The following is an 18,758-nucleotide window of genomic DNA, read 5'->3' as shown; positions in this document are numbered from 1 at the left end:
AACCTCAGTTATAAGTCGATTTAAGATGCGCCTCTTCCAGCGTGGGCGCAGCCGGTTTATTGCGATTCAGGAAACCAATGTTGTTATTACCCCACAGGGATTCATACGGCATCCCCGCCAGCATCTCGACCGTTTCACGCGCCTCTGGCGTGATGTTCTCCGGCATTGCGCGGCCGTTCTGGCGCATTTTTGCCGTCTCTGCACGCAGCACGCTGTGGGTTTTCAGGTTGAGCTTAAAGCGCAGGGAGACGAGGAAACCGCAGCAGAGCACGGCGACGGTGCCGAAACACATGACCATCAAAATGGTGTGGCTCACTTCCGGCAACTGGGTTTTCTGCCCGGAGACAAAACCGGAGGCCTGCATCACAATGCCCACCAGCATCACTGCCCCCGCCTGCGAGGCTTTACGGGTCAGCGTCATGATCCCGGCGAAGATCCCTTCGCGGCGCTGGCCGGTGACCACTTCATCGATATCGGCAATATAGGTGTAAGTATTCCATGGCACATAGTTGATGCCGCCGCGTCCCAGGCCCGCCACGGCAGAGATCAGCAGTAGCAGCGAGTAGACATCGCTTAAGCCCGCGTAGTAGAGCACCGCGTAGGAGACGGCACTCAGGCCAAACAGCACCACCACCATGCGGTAGGAGGGCGCCGGTCCGAAGCGGATGCAGAGCGGGATCATGGCGATCACCGCGATGAACTGGAAAATCGCCATCGTGCCGAGCAGGTTCGAGGCTAACGACGCCTCCTGCATCAGCACAAACACCACGTAGTAGGTGAAGACGGCGTTAAACACATCCTGGGCGATATAGCCGCCGAGATACATGCCAAGATGCTGGCGGAAAATTTTAATGCGCAGCGTCGAGCTTAGTTCCACCACCAGCCGGCGCAGGCTCTGCCCGAGCGTCAAACTCTTCTTCTCCTCTTCAGCACGCAGTGCCGCTTCTGTCCACTCTTCACGCGGGCGCTCCCAGGTAAAGATCCAGACAAAGGTCAGCATAATGGCGCACAGCACCGAGAAGACCAGGCTGGCATAGAAGAAGGAGACGGCGTTGTCTTTACCAAAATGCGTCAGCAGCACTCCAGGCAGGAACGAGGCGAGGATCGCCGACATCTGCGCCATAGAGATGCGCGCGCCGGAGAATTTGGTTTTCTGTTTGAAATCATCGGTCATCTCCGGCACCAGCGTCTCATAGGGCACCAGGATCATGGTGTAGACCACGTCAAACAGCAGATAAGTAAGCAGGTAATACCAGAAGCTCATATCCCCTACCCACATGATTGAGTAGCTAAATACGCAGGGAATACCGAGCAGAATAAAGAATTTACGCCGACCAAAGCGCTTGCCTAAGCGGGTCGAGCCGAAGTTATCGGTGAGGAAGCCCATCAGCGGGCTGACCACCGCATCCAGCACCCTTGCGGCGGCAAAGATAAAGGTCGCTTCAATCGGCGTCAGGCCGCAAAAGGTGGTGTAGAAGTAGAGTAACCATGCGGCGGTAAGCGCCGTCGTGCCTGCACCCAGAAAATCGCCCGACCCGTAGGCCAGGTAATTAGCCAGTCCAATTTTTTGTGTTTTCATTGCCGTCAACCCTGTTCATTTTGGGGGACCTTTGACGATCCGGCTGAGTCAAAGGAATTTCTTACACGGCTAAAGTAAGGGGATGCGCAAGGGGAAACCTTTCTGTTTCTGCCATCAACATGCGCCATCTGGCAAAAATGCAAAGAGTGCCAATACTCGCTTCACTGATTTATAAAACAGCGTTTCTTTTGCATCAAAAGGAGAGGTCAAAATTGCGGAGCAGATAGCAAAATCCCGCGCGAACGGCGGGATTCTCGATGAAATGTCATGCTAACTGGTTGAGTTTACAGGTCAGGGCTGCGCCGGAGGGCGGCGATAGTTAACGATAACCTGGTTGCTGCGCACCGTCAGCGTGGGCCATAAGCGCCCGCCGCCCGGCACTTCCCAGACATAGCGCAGCGGCTCAAGCGCCGGTACACCGTTAAACGCACGGGTAGTGCCGCTCTGGCCATCCAGCGCCACGCAGCGCGCCTGTGAACAGAGGCGCACAATCAGACCAGCAGGCGTCGGGCCATTCAGCTCGTAACGCCAGGAGACATCGGTCATCAGCCCGCTAACCGGCCCGGTGGGGCCGAGCTGCGATGAGGAGGCAACCACGCCACGGTTGGCGAGCGTGATGCCGATACTGCTCGCCTGCCAGGTGCCCTCACCCATGGCGTGCGCCAGCATCGGCAGCGTGAAAAGCAGTAAAGCGAGTTTGCGCATTATTTGCCTCCGATGGTCGCGGTCATGCGAATGCTGCGGTTGTCGGACATCTCCATATTCGACAGCACCACCAGCTGCGGCAGGCTGCGGCGCAGGAAGCGGGCCAGCAGCGGACGCAGCGCATGGTTGACCAGCAGCACTGGCGGCGCGCCGAGCATCTCCTGGCGGGAGAGCGCTTCCTGAGTCTGTTCCAGCAGACGATCCGCCAGACCCGGCTCGAGGCCGCCACCGCCCTGCAGGGCTTGTAACAACAGGCGCTCAAGCGGGGTATCAAGACCAATCACCTGCACTTCACCAGTGCCTGGGAACCACTGCTGGGTAATAGCGCGGCCCAGTGCCACGCGCACCACGGCGGTGAGTTCGTGCGGATCGTTTTGCAGCGGTGCATGCTCGGCAAGCGTTTCCAGAATGGTGCGCATATCGCGGATTGGCACGCGCTCTGCCAGCAGGTTTTGCAGCACTTTATGCAGCGTCGTCAGTGTCACCACGCCCGGGACCAGATCTTCAGTCAGCTTCGGCATCTCCTGGCTGACGCGGTCAAGCAGCTGCTGCGCTTCCTGACGGCCAAACAGCTCAGGCGCGTACTGCCCAATCAGATGGTTAAGATGGGTCGCGACCACAGTACTCGCTTCCACTACGGTAAAGCCCTGGATCTGCGCCTGCTCTTTCAGAGCGCTCTCAATCCAGATTGCCGCCAGGCCAAAGGCCGGATCGACGGTCGCTTCGCCCGGCAGCGAGCCTGCCGCCGTGCCAGGGTTAATCGCCAGCCAGCGGCCCGGATAGGCTTCGCCGCTGCCAATTTCTACACCTTTCATCAAAATACGGTAGCGCGCAGGCGGCAGATCCATATTGTCACGGATATGCACCACCGGCGGCAGGAAGCCCATATCCTGCGCAAATTTCTTACGAATACTGCGAATACGCCCAAGCAGTTCGCCATCCTGCTGGAAATCGACCATCGGGATCAGGCGGTAGCCCACTTCCATCCCGAGGTTATCTTCCAGCTGCACATCGCTCCAGGTGGCTTCCACCGCCTGGGTATTCTCCGGCAATTTCACCGGTGCGGCGTCCAGCGGCGCTTTCTGCTCTTTGCCACGCAGCCACCAGGCAAGCCCCAGCAGCGCGGCGGTGAAGAGAAGGAAGACGAAGTTTGGCATGCCCGGCACCATGCCGAGCAGACCGAGTACGCCGGCGCTCAGCATCATGACGCGCGGGTTGCTGAAGAGCTGGCCGACCATCTGCTGGCCAACGTCCTGATCGGTACTGACGCGGGTTACGATAACGCCCGCAGCGGTAGAGATCACCAGCGCCGGGATCTGCGCAACCAGGCCATCACCGATGGTCAGCAGAGTGTAGGTTGAGCCCGCATCGCCCATCGACATACCATGCTGGATCACACCCACCAGCAGACCGCCGATGACGTTGATCACCATGATCAAAATCCCGGCGACGGCATCACCACGCACGAACTTACTTGCACCGTCCATGGAGCCGTAGAAATCCGCCTCCTGGGTCACTTCGCTACGACGACGCTTAGCCTCTTCTTCACCGATAATCCCGGCGTTAAGGTCGGCGTCAATCGCCATCTGTTTACCCGGCATCCCGTCCAGTACGAAACGCGCGCCCACTTCAGCGATACGCCCCGCACCCTTGGTGATAACCATAAAGTTGATGATCACGAGGATGATAAAGACCACGATACCGATGGCGAAGTTACCGCCAACGAGGAAGTGGCCGAACGCTTCCACCACGCGACCTGCCGCCGCGCCGCCGGTATGCCCTTCCATCAGGATGATACGGGTAGAGGCGACGTTCAGCGCCAGACGCAACAGCGTGGTGAAGAGCAGAATGGTCGGGAACGCGGCGAATTCAAGGGTGCGCTGGGTGAACATTGCCACCAGCAGCACCATGATTGACAGCGCAATGTTAAAGGTAAACAGCAGGTCGAGGACAAACGCCGGCAGCGGCAGCACCATCATCGACAAAATAAGCAATATGAGCACCGGCCCGGCGAGCACTTGCCACTGGGTCGATTTCCAATTGTTCGGCAGACGCAGCATTGCCACCAGATTAGCCATCAGTGTCCTTCTCTTTCAAAAAGTCCAGCGCCTCTGGCACCGGGAGATTCTCAGGTTTAACAGGTCGTTGTCCGCCGGACAGACGCCAGCGTTTCAACTGCCATACCCACGCCAGCACTTCGGCAACTGCCGCATAGAGCTGGCCCGGGATTTGCTGACCAATTTCAGCGTGACGATAGAGCGCACGCGCCAGCGGCGGTGCCTCGAGGATCGGCACGCGGTTTTCAGTGCCCAACTCACGAATACGCAGCGCCACGGCACCCGCACCTTTGGCGACCACTTTCGGCGCGCTCATTTTGTTCTCGTCATACTGCAGGGCCACGGAGTAGTGCGTCGGGTTAGTGACAATCACATCCGCTTTCGGCACGTCTGCCATCATGCGACGGCGGGCGGCGGAGCGCTGCATCTGGCGAATACGCCCCTTCACATGCGGGTCGCCTTCGCTCTGTTTAAATTCGTCGCGAATATCCTGGCGTGACATGCGCAATTTTTTCAGGTGGCTGTAGATCTGCCAGAAAACGTCGAAGCCGACCATCGGGATGATGCTCAGCGAAACCAGCAGCGCGCAGAGCCCGGCAATGTTCATGGCGCTGGCCATCGCCGTCAGCGGCGATTCGCTCATCAGGCGCATCATGTCTGGCCAGTGCTGCCAGAGAAACAGGCCAGCAACCCCGCCCATCAGCAGGGCTTTCATCAACGCTTTAACCAGCTCTGCCGCAACCTGGGCAGAAAAGAGACGTCCAATGCCGCTAATCGGGTTGAGCTTGGAGAACTTAAACGCCAGCGTTTTGGTGCTGAACACCAGGCCGCCCAGCAGCACCGGGGCCACCAGCGCGATAATCACCACGCCGACCAGCAGCGGCAGCATGCCGATCAGTGCCGTCTTCAGCATCATGATGATTTGGCCGAGGATCAGGTTCTGGTCGCTAATAATTTTGTGATCGAAACGTAACCCGGAGGAGAGCACCATCGAGAGACGATGACCAAACGACGCGCCGCCAAACCAGAGGATACAGACGCCGGCCAGCATAATCAGCACCGAGGTCAGCTCTTTGGATCGCGGGATCTGCCCCTCATCGCGCGCTTTTTGCAATCGTTGCGCGGTGGGCGATTCTGTTTTGTCGTCGTTATCTTCAGAGGCCACGTTCAACGTCCGGGGTTACAGGTGTGACGTCATATTGCCAGAGTCAAGCGGGTCTAATGGGCAGAGTAAGGCATAAAAAGAGGGGGTTTTCGCCTTTTGGGCAGGAATGATTCACGCGCAGGCCACGTAAAGGGGGTATGTGTGCGTCTGTTTTTGAAAAGCGGGAAGGCTCTCCCCTTCCCGCTTTTAGCGCCACGTCTGATGCGAAATCAGAAGCCGAGGCTGTCCAGCAGATCGTCCACCTGATCCTGGCTTGCCACAACGCCCGCTTTGGTCACGTCGAGTTGTGGGCCATTGAGCAGGCTTTCGTTTTCACGTTTCGGACGCGCGGACTGCTCCGGCATGTTCTCCAGCAACACCATCAACAGCTGGCGCTCAATCTCCTGGATAACATCCATCATGCGCTTGATCACCTGACCGGTAAGATCCTGGAAATCCTGCGCCATCATGATGTCGAGCAGTTGGGCGTTGGTAAAGCTGGTGTGACCCGGTACTTCCGCGAGGAACTGACGCGTGTCGGTAACCAGTTCACGGGCATCGGTCAGCTCGATCGGGTTTTCAAACCACTCATCCCAGCGCTTGGTCAGCGCTTTCGAGCCTTTTTCCATCTCATCCTGGTGCGGCTGTGAGGCTTCAACGCTGTTCAGCGCGCGCTCTGCCGCCTGGGCGGTCATCTGCACCACATAGTCGAGACGGTCACGGGCATCCGGAATCGCTTCCGCTGCTTCAGCAATCGCCTGGTCAAGACCCAGTTCGCGCAGGCTGTCGCGCAGCATGCGCGTCAGGCTACCAATGCGGGCAATGATCTCGCTGGGTGAATGCTCTTCCGTGGGTTTAATTGAAGGTTGCATCATTTGTCCAGTCCTCACATGCCAAGTTTCTCGAAGATCTTGCCAAGCTTCTCTTCGAGGGTTGCCGCCGTGAATGGTTTCACCACATAGCCGCTTGCACCCGCCTGCGCTGCAGCAATGATGTTCTCTTTTTTCGCTTCGGCCGTGACCATCAGCACCGGCATAGAGGCCATGTTGCTGTCTGCACGAATGGTTTTAAGCAGTTCCAGACCGTCCATGTTTGGCATGTTCCAGTCAGAGATGACGAAACCAAAACCACCGGCCTGGAGTTTATTGAGCGCATCAACGCCGTCTTCAGCTTCTTCGACGTTGTTGAATCCCAGCTCTTTTAACAGGTTGCGCACAATTCGACGCATAGTGGAAAAGTCGTCCACAACCAGAAATCTGAGCTCTTTGTCCGCCATATAACTTCACTCCTCGTTAAATACGTATTGCCTGTCCGGCACTGATTTTCGCCAGCATCTGCTGGCTTACCTGGCTAAGATCGACCACTTCGCTGACGCCACCCATATTGATGGCCTCACGCGGCATGCCGAACACCACACAACTTGCTTCGTTCTGTGCGATGGTCCAGGCGCCCGCCTGGTGCATCGCTAACATCCCGGCGGCGCCATCGTTGCCCATGCCCGTGAGAATAACCCCCACGGCGTTGCGCCCCGCATGTTTCGCCACCGAATGAAACAACACATCAACCGATGGCCGGTGCCGGTTTACCGGCGGACCATCGTGAATTTTAATCTGGTAGTTGGCACCGCTACGGGCCAGCTCCATATGCTTATCACCAGGCGCAATGTACGCGTGCCCTGGTAATACACGCTCGCCGTCTTCTGCCTCTTTCACGCTGATCTGACAGAGTTTATTCAGGCGTTCAGCAAACGAGCGGGTAAAGCCCGGCGGCATGTGCTGCGTAATCAGAATACCCGGACTTGAGAGCGGCAATGGCTGGAGTACATGGCGAATTGCCTCTGTTCCGCCCGTTGACGCGCCAATCACCAACAATTTTTCCGAGCTAAGCAGCGGACCGGCTTTTAAGGTTGCCGGTGCCGGCATCGGTTTATGCGCCGCGATACGGGCGCGCGATGCGGTGCGGACTTTCTCCGCGATCATTTCGCTGTAGGCCAGCATGCCTTCGCGAATGCCGATTTGCGGTTTGGTGACGAAATCAATCGCCCCCAGCTCCAGCGCGCGCAGCGTCACTTCTGAACCTTTACCGGTCAGTGAGGAGACCATCACCACCGGCATCGGACGCAGACGCATCAGTTTTTCAAGAAAATCCAGCCCATCCATGCGCGGCATTTCCACGTCCAGGGTTAAGACATCCGGATTGAATTTCTTAATCAAATCCCTCGCCACTAACGGATCCGGCGCGGTTGCCACCATCTCCATATCGCTGTGGCTATTGATAATTTCGGTCATGATTTGCCGCATCAATGCGGAATCATCGACGGACAACACCCTGATTTTACTCATGCTTTATCCTTACTCAGCGCATAAACTGTTTGCCCACGCAGGCTAAACTCGCGCACGAGGTTGCTGAAATTCTCCGAATGCCCGGCAAACAGTAATCCGTCCGGTTTAAGCAGCGGAGCGAAACGATGCAGAATGTCCTGTTGCGTCGTTTTATCAAAATAAATCATCACGTTACGGCAGAAGATCGCGTCAAACGGTCCCGGAACGTTGTACTGCTTATCCAGCAGGTTAAGGGTGGTGAACTCAACATAGTTCGCCAGCTCCTGGCGCACACGCACCAGACCCGCGTGCGGCCCGGTGCCGCGCATAAAGTAGCGCTGCATCTGCTGCGGCGAGAGGGTCTTCAGCTCATCAAGCCGGTAGATGCCGCTGCGTGCCTTCTCCAGCACTTCGGTGTCGATATCGCTGGCAAAGACTTTAAAGCGGCCAGGTGCCATGCCCAGCGCATCGGCGAGGGTGATCGCCAGCGAGTAGGGCTCTTCCCCGGTCGAGGCGGCCGCGCTCCAGATGCGATACTCGCCGGTGCGCTTACGCGCATGCTCAGCCAGCACCGGAAAGTGGTGCGCTTCGCGGAAAAACGCGGTGAGGTTGGTGGTCAGTGAGTTGATAAACGCCTGCCACTCGGCGCTGTTCTGGTTCGCTTCCAGCATGCTCAGATAGCGGCCAAAATCATCTAACCCCAGCGTACGCAAGCGGCGAACGAGGCGGTTGTAAACCATGTCGCGTTTATGATCGGCAAGAACGATCCCGGCGCGCTGGTAAATTAATTGGCATATCCGACGGAAATGCGCATCGGAGAGCGCCAGGCGCTGGGTCATCTGCTGCAATATTGATGACGTTTGCCCGTTAGGGATAGATGTTGTCATAGCGCCTTCTCAACTCAGTTCAGGATGCAACGAGCACGGCTTTTGGCGGTGCCACTTTTGTGGTGTGACATATTTTTCATCTTTATTCTGATACCGGGCGTCACCGCCCGGCGTTGCAACCTTGCTTAAAACGTTTCCCAGTTCTCTTCTTTCCCGGCGGCAACCGCCCGGCTGCGTGCCGGAGCAAGCGTCGCGCTCATCGCCGGTTGCCGTGCGGCCTGCGCTTTACCCGCCGTCGCGGTCAGGCGGAAGGCGGAAACGGCTTGCGTCAGTCGGCTTGCCTGCTCCTCCAGCGCCGCCGCAGCAGCAGCGGACTGCTGCACCAGCGAGGCGTTCTGCTGGGTGACGCGGTCCATCTCGGAGACGGCCAGCGCCACCTGATCGATACCGCGGCTCTGCTCATCAGAGGCGGAAGCAATCTCGCCCATGATGTCATTGACGCGCGTTACCGCGTTGACGATATCGAGCATCGTCTCCCCTGCACTTCCAACCAGTACAGAACCTGTATCGACACGGGAGACAGAATCTTCAATTAAAGATTTGATCTCTTTGGCGGCGTTCGCACTTCGGCTGGCCAGATTGCGCACTTCGCCGGCAACTACCGCAAAGCCGCGACCCTGCTCACCGGCGCGCGCCGCCTCCACCGCCGCGTTAAGGGCGAGGATGTTGGTCTGGAACGCAATGCCGTCGATAACGCTAATAATATCGGCGATTTTCTGCGAACTGTTGGCGATCTCATGCATGGTTTTAACCACGCCATCGACCACTTTGCCGCCGCGCTCGGCGGTTTCGGAGGCGCTCTGCGCCAGCAGCGAAGCCTGACGGGCATTTTCAGCGTTCTGTTTCACCGTTGCGGTCAGCTCTTCCATGCTGGCAGCGGTTTGCTCCAGCGCAGAGGCCTGCTCTTCGGTACGCGAGGAGAGATCGTTATTCCCGGCGGCGATTTCGCTGGTGCCGGAGTAGATCGCATCCGACCCCTGACGCACGTTAGTCACGGTGTCGATCAGCGCGGTCTGCATATGGTCAACGCTCTGCGCCAGCTCGGTCATCTCGCTGCGGCCATCAATGCGCAGCGTATGGGCAAGATTACCGCCTGCGATTTCACGGATATGGGCAATCACCGAGGAGAGCGGCGAGAGCAGAATACGACGGATGCCATACCAGACGCCGGCCAGCACAATCACCAGCGCCAGGGCGAGGATCGCCATCTGCCATTTGGCGAAGGTGTAGTCGCTGACGCTCTGCTCCCAGGCATTGCGATAGAGGCTGTCGCTCAGGGTGGCATAGTTGCTCATCGCCGCGCCGAGGGCGTTTTGCATCCCCTGGGTCGGCTGGGCGAGGAAGCTGTTCATATTGCCGCTTTCGAGGAACTGCACCAGCTCGCTCAGGGCGTTATGGTAGGTCTGGTATTTCTCATCAAGGGCCTGACGCGCGCTATCCATCTCCGGCATGGCTGGCAGCTGGCGGAAAGCATCGTAATGTTTGGCAGCATCGGCCAACGATGCTTTCGCGCTGTTAAGCAGATCGGTTTTGGCACTGCTCTGCTGGTTGTTCGGGTCGAGCAACATCCGCGCGGAGGAGCGGCTCAGGTTGATACGCGTTTGCAGCATCAGCTCCCAGGCTTTGCCCAGTTCTGTTTGTTGCATACGCAGATCGTTAGAGACCGCAAAACTTTGCTGGTTCTGCTTTAGCGACGAAAAAAAGAGTCCGCCAGAGACGAGCTGAAGCAGGGCAAAGACCACCAGCACACTCATAAGCAGAGTAACGACGCGGATACGGTTCAACATGCAACAAACACCTTATTGATGAGTTATTAACGGTGTTATCGGCATCCGGCCTGGGAACTTTACATTTGCGAAAAGGAAATAAATTTGCGCTTAAAACACAATATCCACCGTTAAGGTATCGCTGTAGGTTCCGCCAGGCGGCGTCGTCTGCGTTGTCAGCACCTGCGCGGTGTAGTTGTAGGTGCGCAGCAGCCCATCCGCGCTCATCTGCGATGAGGCACTGCTGGCCCAGCGCTCCGCCCCGATACTGCCCCAGCGGCTGGTGGTGCCAGCTTTGTAAATCTCATAACTGAGACGATTAGTGCCGCTCGCCATATTACGCACGCTGCCGTTGGCATAGAGACCGTTATTAATGCCGACAGTGTAACTGCTCCCTTTAGTGCAAGTAATGGAGACAGATTGCGAAACAGTGGGGAAATTTCGCACCAGCGGCGCGCTGCCAAAGTTAACATTCGGCGCGCTGATGGTGGTGCAATCATTGGTGATGGTGCCGGTTAACAGCAGGCTGGTGATCGCCGTGCCTTTCTGCGAAGAGAAACAGATGCCAAGCACGCCGTTGGCACAGACATCGTAGGCGACACTAAAGTTAAGCGTCACCTGGTAAGGCCCGGCGCTGACATTTTGCCCCGGCACCGTCATAAAGTAGAGCGGTAAGCTATAGGTGCGCGAGCCGAGCAGCTCAAGCAGCGCCGCACCGCTCCAGGTGTAGCTGTTACCACCGATGTTTATTTCACTGTTGTTGGCGCAGTTGGCCTGGCCGCAGAGCCGCACCGGAATCGTATCGGTGATAGCGGCGTTATCGCTGCGCTTCATTGCCGCCCGGTTGGTTGCCGTCACCGTTGCCCCCGTCAGCGTTAAGGTGATGGAGTCGTTGGTCAGCAGGTTGAGTATCGCATCACAACGCACCACTAACCTTCCGGTGGTAGTTTGCGCCCCGGCGTTAAGGACAAAGGAGGTGACGGTACCGAACGCGCCATTAACGGTGCTGACGGTACAGGCCGACCAGGCCGGGGCTGCACAGAGCAGTAGAAACAGAAAAAGTAGCCGACGCATTATGGATTCCTCTGGCAGGTAAGCGGCCCGTAGGTCTGCAATTTATGTTCAGGGTTGGCGCTAAGAGTGAACTCGGTTTTACACTCTCCCCCTTCCGGCAGGCGGACAATAAGCGGGTTGATGTTCTCAAGATTCTCCAGCCAGGCGATACCGTCATACCCCACCACCGCAGGCGCTTTACCGCGGCGCTCCACCAGGCTGCCAACCGGAATTGCCAGCCCCTGCTCATCATGAAGGATGACGCTGGCAACGCGCTCCTGCACCATCGGGAACTCAATCAGGTAACCGCTCTGGCGGCGTAGCGCGACTTTGCGCTCTGTATTCTTAAGCTGGGTATCGGCAGGCAGGTTCAGGGTGTTGATGCTGTAACTCGCCGGATAGTAGGCCGACACGCCGCTCACCAGCAGGTAGCCATTCTTATCCGTTACGCCCACCGGCTGGTTTTCATAATTGACCGGTACGCCGGCATTGCCGCCGGTGCTGATCACCGCGAAGGCGTCGTTGATGCGGTTCGCGGCAAACAGCTGACCATCCATCAGCACCACGGCACCAATCGTTTCCCCCCACCAGGTCATCTTGCCGCGTTCGCCATAGCCACCGCCCTGCAATTCGATATTGTTATTGCGCCAGCCCAGCGTGCCCTGCTGGTAACTTCGCGCCTGCGACTGGTGCGCCAGCGACATATTCCAGCTCAGGCCGCCGTCGGTGGGCATTGCATGGCTGTAGTTCACGCGCTGCGTCGAACCGGCATCCGGGGTTCTCTCCATACTAAAGGCGGCGCTGTCACGCTCGCCAATCGGGATCTGCACCGAGAGGCCAAAGGTCCAGTCGCCCCGCTGATTATCGCGGCTGGCGGCGAGGTTCATACTGCTGGAGCCCCACAGATTGCGGCTCCAGGAGAGGTTCAGCAGCTCGGTTTTTTGATTGTCGAAACTGCGCACGCCGATCCACGCCGCGCCAATATTGCCGAAGTCGCCCATGTTGAAAGAGAGTGAGTACTGGTCGGTATTGCGGCTGTAGCTGGCGACCGGCCAGCGCCCGTTCTGGCGCATATCATCGTAGCTGGCGCGCTGATCGTAGAGCGCCAGGTTGCCAAACTCGCGGTTGCGGCGGCTGTGCTGAGTGTTGATGCTAAACAGGCTGGTGTTGTATTGATAACCCCAGTTGAGTTGGTTGCCCGCATCGCCGAACATGCGGCTCTCGGTCCAGGCGCCGTTCACCACGCCGAGGCGGCCCAGCCGGACAACCGCGCCTGCGCCGCCGAGCGTCAGCGATTGTGCTCCTTCGGCGTGACCCTCCAGCGTTATCCAGTCGGTGACGCCATAACGGTATGAACCGCTACCCACCAGCGGGCCGTAATCAAAATTTTCAATGCCGTAGTTGCGGCGTAACGAACCGATAGTGATCGCCCCATCGCTCAGCCCCGGCTTTAACAGTTCGCTGGCGACATAAAACGGCAGCGTGGTGCTGACGCGCCGCCCGAGGGCATCGGTAGTGACCAGCACCGCATCTCCCGCGCCGTTGATATAGGGCATGTTGGTCAGGGTAAACGGCCCCGGCTGTAGCTGCCGGTTACCGGCGCGATAGCCGTTAATAAACAGGTCAACCGAAGTTGGCACCGCCGCTTCGCCGGAGAAGGAGGGCAGCGGCCAGGTGACGAGATCGGGACGTAATGTGAAGTCGCGCCCGTAACGAATACCGCCGACGCGCACGCTGCTGCTCCAGCTGAGGGCTTCCGAGATGACATCCCCCACTTCCCACTGCGTGGCATCCTCTTCGTTATTAAACATCAGCGAAGTGTCATAGCGCATGTAGCCCTCCCGCTGACGCAGCGAACCGCTGAGCGTCTGGCGCAGCGCGCCGGTAGAGGAAAAGACCGCATTGCCGGTAAAGAAGCGAAACTCATTCCATAACGCCGCCTGGCTGCCAATGTGTTCGGTGGTGCTGGTATAGAGGTCGTAGTTGAGCACCGCGCCGCGGCCATACTTTGGCTCGCTGCGTCGGCCGCCCTCATTAAACGAGGTATAGCGTGCCGGTACCCAGTCAGAGGGGACAAACAGCAGCAGGCGCTGCCCGGCGCTGTCATACTCCACACGCACGTTGGGCAGCGTAGACACATTGACCTCGCCCTCGGGCAGATGATCCGGCGGCAGCCCGGCGTGGAGCAGATCGGCACGCTTAAGAAAAAAATCGTTGAGCCGCCGCGTTACCGGCACCACTTGCTGGGTATCGTAGTAGTTGATCACCAGCGCGAGGTGAAACTCCGCCTGCTGGTTGATGCTCTGCGCATCCGGCGGCGGCGGTAAACCATCATCTCCCGGCTGCCCCCAGGCGGCGGTGCCGGGTAACATTATTGCGGCTGCAATAATCAGTTTCCTGCTGACGACTGCCATTGCTCATCCCGTGCGTTAATCGATGCCTCCAGCGCCGATGGATTGCTCACCCCGGCAGGCAGAGGCCAGCGCCGGGCACTGTGCGGCAACACATACCCTAACAGCCCGTCGGCGACCTGCCGCATCTGCCCACCCTGGCGCACGCGCACTTTGCTCAGCCGCACGTGGATATCATCCTCATTGCGCACTTCCAGTTGTGCCTGGCCGCCTTCACGCACCACGCGCCAGTGTAATTTTGCCGGTTGTACAAAGGCGTGGTGCGCCCCTTCGGCCTCCGTCTTAACGCCCTGCCCATAGACAAACAGCGGGATCGAGTAGCGCATCTGGAGCTTGAGGCCAATCTTCGGTTTGTTCGGATCGTCCGGCTGCGGGATCTCATCGACAATGATGCGGTAAGCCTGCTCTTTACCGGCCGGGATCGCAGCCTGCTTAATCAGGCGGATCAGTTGCTTACTCTCGGGTGCTATCTGCACAATCGGTGGGCTGGCGACCACATCGCCCTGCTGCTGGTAACGCTCAAGCCCGCCATCTTGCGTCCAGCGAACAATACGCACCTGCATGGTGGTAGGGGTTTCGCCCTGATTCTGGATCCACAACTCGGTGGCCTTGGTGGTTGCATCCAGCCAGGGATCGATCGGCCAGATCAGAATGGTGGCCGCGGCCTGCGCGTTTCCCGCTGCAAGAGTCAGCGCCCCCGCCAGCATACATCCTGCCGCGCGGCGGCCCAGGTTGACATTCATTCCTTCTCCCTTATCACCATGACAACGTCACGGTGAGTTGATCGCTGTAGGTTCCCGCCGGGCTGAAGCCGGTGAGCTGCGCTGCGCCAAAGATGGCGAGCGAAATATTATTGCTATCGGTGATGGTGACCGGAACCGGCTGGTTGACGCCGATTTCCGTATTGGGTGCCAGCGTGCTGCTGGTGTAGAGGCGGTACGGAACCCGCTCTACGCCGCCGCTGCGCTGCATATTGCGCACCGTCGAATAGTAGTTGCCGCCGCTGATACTCATGCTGAGCGCCACGCCGGGCGTACAACCGAGTGAGAGGGAGGCGTTGGGGACAAAGGCGCTGGTCACCTGCCCCTTTTCCACGCCCGAACGGGTGCCAAAATTGAGCGTGCCGAGCGCCGCGCCGCTGCCGGTGACCACGGCGCAACCAGGCGTAATCGTTGCGCCCACAGTAAAGGTTTGCGTCGTGACCGCCAGCGCAGCCGGTTGCGCCAGCATACCCAGCACCACTCCTCCTGATAATGCGCGCAGCACTGCCCGGCCACCCTGCCGGGCGGCGCGCACGCTCTCCCTTTTCATCGGCGGAGGTTTAGTACGTGACGCTCACGTTAATCACGTCGGTGTAGGTGCCCGGCACCACGGTGACGCTGTTGCCGCCGCCGGTGATACGGCCATAAAGGGTGTAGTTATCAACGCCGCCGGAAGTTGAGGCGCGAGGAATATTGGTGTTGTTGGCGATAACGTTACTGAAGCCGCTATCGCTATAGAGGCTGTATGCCACGCCGCGGGTAGTATCGGCGGTATTGACCAGATAACGAGCCGGTGTGCCCGGTGTACCAACGACGTTACCCGGCGCGGTGGAGTTGGTGTTGCCGGTGACCTGCACGGTGTAGTCGGTGGTGGTGCACTGCACCGTGAAGCTGTTACCGCCGTTAGCGCCGGTCAACTGCGTGGTGAGCTGGGAGAAGGTTGCCGGATGGGTACCAAAATCGAGGGTACCGAAGTTGATACCGTTCTGGCTCGGCGAGCCGTTAATCAGACACCCATTCGTGAGGGTCAGTGTTGCGCCAATCGTCCCGCTACTGGTGACCGCCCAGGCACTTTGTCCGGCCACCATTAACGCGCCGCCAGCCAGTACATAAAGAAGTTTTCTGTTCATATGTCATCTCCAGCGTTCCCGCGCGCGCCGCATTGCCCAATCAATGGGACGGCCGGAAAAGAGTCAATAAAATCAGTCGAAAAAAGAGGTTTAACTGAAATTTAGATGAGGCGCTGAAAACCAACCACTTTATCCGGGCGATAAAATGTAACGGACTGGTAAGCATTTTTAATGAATCGCATCAGAGGGTTAATGACGAAACCGGGGTGAAATCGCTAAAAATGTAACAAATATATGTCTGAATTTGTGATAAATATCACCATATATGATATCACCGCAAAATCATGCAGTTAGGAAGGTTGAATAGTCACTTAAGGGTAACTGAAGTGGGAAAAGCAGAGGGAAAAACGGGCGGGTGAAGGGCTTCACCCGCCTGATGCGTTACGCGACGTGGGTTGCCGCGATGTCCAGCAGCGCCATTTCGTCGCTGTTGAGCAGTTTTTCGATGTTTACCAGGATCAGCATACGGTCGCCCAGCGCGCCGAGGCCGGTCAGGTATTCGGTCGACAGGGTCACGGCGAATTCCGGTGCCGGGCGGATCTGGTCGGAGGCGAGTGACAGTACGTCGGAAACGCCGTCAACCACGATACCGACCACACGCTGACCAAGGTTCAGCACGATCACCACGGTGTTTTCGTTATATTCCACTTCGCCCTGGCTGAACTTCACGCGCAGGTCGACGATGGGCACGATCACGCCGCGAAGGTTGGTGACGCCCTTGATGAAATCAGGGGTGTTGGCGATGCGGGTAACCTGATCATAGCCACGAATTTCCTGCACTTTGAGAATATCGATGCCGTACTCTTCATCGCCCAAAGTGAAGACCAGGAACTCCTGACCTGATGGCTCGCCCGCCAGTTTTGCTACATTACTCATACCGGTCATGTTTTATACCTTCTTAACTAAATCAGGCGGCTGTGTGCGCCATACGATGTTCACGATTCAATCCCTGCAGCGCTGAGACGTCCACAATCAGCGCGACGCTACCATCACCAAGGATGGTGGCGGCAGAAATCCCCGGCACTTTGCGATAGTTGCTCTCCAGGTTTTTCACCACCACCTGGTGCTGACCAATCAGCTGATCGACCAGCAGCGCATAGCGACGACCTGCGCTCTGCAGAATGACAACAATTCCCTGCGTGGCTTCGGTTTTTGCCCCAGCCACGTCAAACACTTTCCACAACTCAACCAGCGGCAGGTATTCGCCACGTACTTCCAGTACGCGCTCGCCGCCCGCCAGCGGATGCAGATCTTCTTCGCGCGGCTGCAACGACTCCATAACGGCGTTGAGCGGCAGGATAAAGACTTCGTTATTCACTTTCACTGACATGCCGTCGAGGATCGCCAGCGTCAGCGGCAGCAGGATACGGATAGTGGTACCGGTGCCCTGCTTCGATTTGATCTCAACGTGGCCGCCCATCTCCTGGATGTTACGTTTCACCACGTCCATACCCACGCCGCGGCCGGAGACGTCCGTCACCTGCTCTGCAGTAGAGAAGCCCGGAGCAAAGATCAGCATGCCAACTTCTTCATCGGTCATGCTTTCGCTCACGGCCATGCCCTGAGAAAGCGCTTTGGCAAGGATACGGTCGCGGTTAAGGCCGGCACCATCATCGGTCACTTCGATGCAGATGTTGCCACCCTGATGTTCTGCGGAGAGGATCAGGTTACCAATCGGCGATTTGCCCGCTTCAACGCGTTTTTCCGGCGTTTCGATACCGTGGTCGAGGCTGTTACGCACCAGGTGCGTTAACGGATCGATAATACGTTCGATCAGGCTCTTATCGAGTTCGGTCGAGCTACCCTGCAGGGTCAGTTCTACCTGTTTATCCAGCTTGGTCGCCAGGTCACGTACCAGACGCGGGAAGCGGCTGAAGACATACTCCATCGGCATCATACGAATCGACATTACCGATTCCTGCAGATCGCGGGCGTTGCGCTGCAGCTGGCTCATGCTGGTGATCAGATCGCCATGGGTCACCGGATCCAGCTCGTTGGAGCGCTGGGCCAGCATTGACTGGGTGATCACCAGTTCGCCGACCAGGTTAATCAGCTGGTCAACCTTCTCAACCGCTACGCGGATGCTGGTGGACTCACTGGCGGCGCGCGCCGGTTTTTCACGTCCGGCAGGCTGCGCCTCTTTAGCGACCGCTTTCAGTACCGGTGCAGCAGCTGCCTGAACGGCAGGAACCGCGGCTTCGGCCTCTTCTTCTGGCGCAGCAGCGTCGGCAACCGTGTCAACGGCGGCTGGCGTAGCGGCTTTTTCAAAGGCAATTTGATCTGCTTCGATAACAAAGCAGAGCACCGCAATAATGTCATCTTCACCGAGACCGCCATCGATGGTAGCGCTCAGGCTATTACTGCCTTTGACCACATCGCTCAGCGTACCGAGGTTACCCAGCTCCTCTTCCAGCAGAGCAACTTCGCTCTCTTTCAGGCGTGACAGCACGACGCGCAATTTGCCGTCGTTCGCCGCAGCAGGGGCAGCGTCGACAGCCTGCGCGGTGCTTTCAACCACAGAGAGCTTCGCGCTGCCGGCAGCCGGAGCGGCTTCGCCTTTCGCTTCCAGCGCCAGCTGGCGCAGAGCGTTGCAGATATATTCGAAGCTGGCAGCATCCGGCTCTTGCGAGCTTTTATAGGCGTCGAGCTGTTCTTGCATAATATCTTTGGTTTCCAAAAACAGGTTGATAATGTCGGTGTTAAGCTGCATTTCGCCACGCCGTGCCTCATCCAGCAGGTTCTCCATCAGGTGCGTGGTTTCCTGCAGAATGGTAAAGCCAAACGTTCCCGCACCACCTTTAATAGAGTGAGCGGCGCGGAAGATGGCGTTGAGCTGTTCTGAATCAGGTGCTTCCGGCACCAGATCTAATAAATGTTGTTCCATATCGGCCAACAGTTCGTCGGCCTCATCAAAGAATGTCTGGTAAAAATCACTAATATCCAT

16 protein-coding genes are annotated in these 18,758 nt (G+C 57.9%); all 16 read right to left on the bottom strand.

Translation table 11 applies throughout. The features are described 5' to 3' along the window. Positions 1-4 precede the first annotated feature (4 nt). The gene (locus IAE50_RS08960) at positions 5-1,579 is read right to left on the bottom strand and encodes an MFS transporter (protein ID WP_200133662.1); all 1,575 of its coding nucleotides are present in this window, start codon (positions 1,577-1,579) and stop codon (positions 5-7) included. A 291-nt stretch (positions 1,580-1,870) separates the two neighbouring features. Then, positions 1,871-2,284, bottom strand: a complete 414-nt coding sequence (locus tag IAE50_RS08955) for a flagellar protein FlhE (RefSeq protein WP_200580076.1) — start codon at positions 2,282-2,284, stop codon at positions 1,871-1,873. Next, positions 2,284-4,362 (bottom strand): flagellar biosynthesis protein FlhA, encoded by a 2,079-nt coding sequence (gene flhA, locus IAE50_RS08950; RefSeq protein ID WP_200580075.1) that lies wholly within the window; start codon positions 4,360-4,362, stop codon positions 2,284-2,286. The genes IAE50_RS08955 and flhA overlap by 1 nt, the downstream gene beginning before the upstream one ends. Continuing rightward, a complete protein-coding gene (gene flhB, locus IAE50_RS08945; RefSeq protein ID WP_200580074.1) occupies positions 4,355-5,506 on the bottom strand; it encodes a flagellar biosynthesis protein FlhB in 1,152 nt (383 codons plus the stop codon). The genes flhA and flhB overlap by 8 nt, the downstream gene beginning before the upstream one ends. 209 nt (positions 5,507-5,715) lie before the next feature. Next, positions 5,716-6,360: a protein phosphatase CheZ gene (gene cheZ, locus IAE50_RS08940; RefSeq protein WP_042712784.1), complete on the bottom strand. Its 645-nt coding sequence runs from the start codon at positions 6,358-6,360 to the stop codon at positions 5,716-5,718. Positions 6,361-6,371: 11 nt separating this feature from the next. Next, entirely contained in the window at positions 6,372-6,761 is a 390-nt protein-coding gene (gene cheY / locus IAE50_RS08935; RefSeq protein WP_023480048.1) for a chemotaxis response regulator CheY, read from the bottom strand. A 16-nt stretch (positions 6,762-6,777) separates the two neighbouring features. Further along, the gene (locus tag IAE50_RS08930) at positions 6,778-7,827 is read right to left on the bottom strand and encodes a chemotaxis response regulator protein-glutamate methylesterase (RefSeq protein WP_023480154.1); all 1,050 of its coding nucleotides are present in this window, start codon (positions 7,825-7,827) and stop codon (positions 6,778-6,780) included. Beyond that, the gene (cheR, locus tag IAE50_RS08925; RefSeq protein ID WP_023480021.1) at positions 7,824-8,693 is read right to left on the bottom strand and encodes a protein-glutamate O-methyltransferase CheR; all 870 of its coding nucleotides are present in this window, start codon (positions 8,691-8,693) and stop codon (positions 7,824-7,826) included. Before cheR ends, IAE50_RS08930 begins: the two co-directional genes overlap by 4 nt. Positions 8,694-8,818: 125 nt before the next feature. Beyond that, entirely contained in the window at positions 8,819-10,480 is a 1,662-nt protein-coding gene (tar, locus tag IAE50_RS08920; RefSeq protein WP_200580073.1) for a methyl-accepting chemotaxis protein II, read from the bottom strand. A gap of 90 nt (positions 10,481-10,570) precedes the next feature. After that, positions 10,571-11,533: a spore coat U domain-containing protein gene (locus tag IAE50_RS08915; RefSeq protein ID WP_200580072.1), complete on the bottom strand. Its 963-nt coding sequence runs from the start codon at positions 11,531-11,533 to the stop codon at positions 10,571-10,573. Next, the gene (locus tag IAE50_RS08910) at positions 11,533-13,926 is read right to left on the bottom strand and encodes a fimbria/pilus outer membrane usher protein (RefSeq protein ID WP_200580071.1); all 2,394 of its coding nucleotides are present in this window, start codon (positions 13,924-13,926) and stop codon (positions 11,533-11,535) included. The genes IAE50_RS08915 and IAE50_RS08910 overlap by 1 nt, the downstream gene beginning before the upstream one ends. Beyond that, entirely contained in the window at positions 13,902-14,630 is a 729-nt protein-coding gene (locus IAE50_RS08905) for a molecular chaperone (RefSeq protein WP_370568961.1), read from the bottom strand. Before IAE50_RS08905 ends, IAE50_RS08910 begins: the two co-directional genes overlap by 25 nt. Positions 14,631-14,679: 49 nt before the next feature. After that, positions 14,680-15,153, bottom strand: coding sequence for a spore coat U domain-containing protein (locus IAE50_RS08900; RefSeq protein WP_050019360.1), 474 nt, complete (start codon positions 15,151-15,153; stop codon positions 14,680-14,682). 91 nt (positions 15,154-15,244) lie between these two features. Then, positions 15,245-15,814, bottom strand: a complete 570-nt coding sequence (locus IAE50_RS08895) for a spore coat protein U domain-containing protein (RefSeq protein ID WP_094420761.1) — start codon at positions 15,812-15,814, stop codon at positions 15,245-15,247. 381 nt (positions 15,815-16,195) lie between these two features. Then, positions 16,196-16,699, bottom strand: a complete 504-nt coding sequence (gene cheW, locus IAE50_RS08890) for a chemotaxis protein CheW (RefSeq protein ID WP_023480148.1) — start codon at positions 16,697-16,699, stop codon at positions 16,196-16,198. A gap of 22 nt (positions 16,700-16,721) precedes the next feature. Then, a complete protein-coding gene (gene cheA, locus IAE50_RS08885; protein WP_234467157.1) occupies positions 16,722-18,758 on the bottom strand; it encodes a chemotaxis protein CheA in 2,037 nt (678 codons plus the stop codon).

Source organism: Kosakonia sp. S42 (assembly GCF_016624785.1).
Classification (GTDB): domain Bacteria; phylum Pseudomonadota; class Gammaproteobacteria; order Enterobacterales; family Enterobacteriaceae; genus Kosakonia; species Kosakonia cowanii.
This window is presented reverse-complemented; position numbering and strand designations above follow the sequence as displayed.

What these genes read in the sequence shown, in the direction of transcription:
- cheW (WP_023480148.1), bottom strand. Translation starts at nt 16,699, where the DNA reads ATGACCGGTATGAGTAATGTAGCAAAACTGGCGGGCGAGCCATCAGGT.
- IAE50_RS08930 (WP_023480154.1), bottom strand. Translation starts at nt 7,827, where the DNA reads ATGAGTAAAATCAGGGTGTTGTCCGTCGATGATTCCGCATTGATGCGG.
- IAE50_RS08905 (WP_370568961.1), bottom strand. Translation starts at nt 14,630, where the DNA reads ATGCTGGCGGGGGCGCTGACTCTTGCAGCGGGAAACGCGCAGGCCGCG.
- cheY (WP_023480048.1), bottom strand. Translation starts at nt 6,761, where the DNA reads ATGGCGGACAAAGAGCTCAGATTTCTGGTTGTGGACGACTTTTCCACT.
- tar (WP_200580073.1), bottom strand. Translation starts at nt 10,480, where the DNA reads ATGTTGAACCGTATCCGCGTCGTTACTCTGCTTATGAGTGTGCTGGTG.
- IAE50_RS08915 (WP_200580072.1), bottom strand. Translation starts at nt 11,533, where the DNA reads ATGCGTCGGCTACTTTTTCTGTTTCTACTGCTCTGTGCAGCCCCGGCC.
- IAE50_RS08895 (WP_094420761.1), bottom strand. Translation starts at nt 15,814, where the DNA reads ATGAACAGAAAACTTCTTTATGTACTGGCTGGCGGCGCGTTAATGGTG.
- cheZ (WP_042712784.1), bottom strand. Translation starts at nt 6,360, where the DNA reads ATGATGCAACCTTCAATTAAACCCACGGAAGAGCATTCACCCAGCGAG.
- IAE50_RS08960 (WP_200133662.1), bottom strand. Translation starts at nt 1,579, where the DNA reads ATGAAAACACAAAAAATTGGACTGGCTAATTACCTGGCCTACGGGTCG.
- IAE50_RS08900 (WP_050019360.1), bottom strand. Translation starts at nt 15,153, where the DNA reads ATGCTGGCGCAACCGGCTGCGCTGGCGGTCACGACGCAAACCTTTACT.
- cheR (WP_023480021.1), bottom strand. Translation starts at nt 8,693, where the DNA reads ATGACAACATCTATCCCTAACGGGCAAACGTCATCAATATTGCAGCAG.
- IAE50_RS08955 (WP_200580076.1), bottom strand. Translation starts at nt 2,284, where the DNA reads ATGCGCAAACTCGCTTTACTGCTTTTCACGCTGCCGATGCTGGCGCAC.
- IAE50_RS08910 (WP_200580071.1), bottom strand. Translation starts at nt 13,926, where the DNA reads ATGGCAGTCGTCAGCAGGAAACTGATTATTGCAGCCGCAATAATGTTA.
- flhA (WP_200580075.1), bottom strand. Translation starts at nt 4,362, where the DNA reads ATGGCTAATCTGGTGGCAATGCTGCGTCTGCCGAACAATTGGAAATCG.
- cheA (WP_234467157.1), bottom strand. Translation starts at nt 18,758, where the DNA reads ATGGATATTAGTGATTTTTACCAGACATTCTTTGATGAGGCCGACGAA.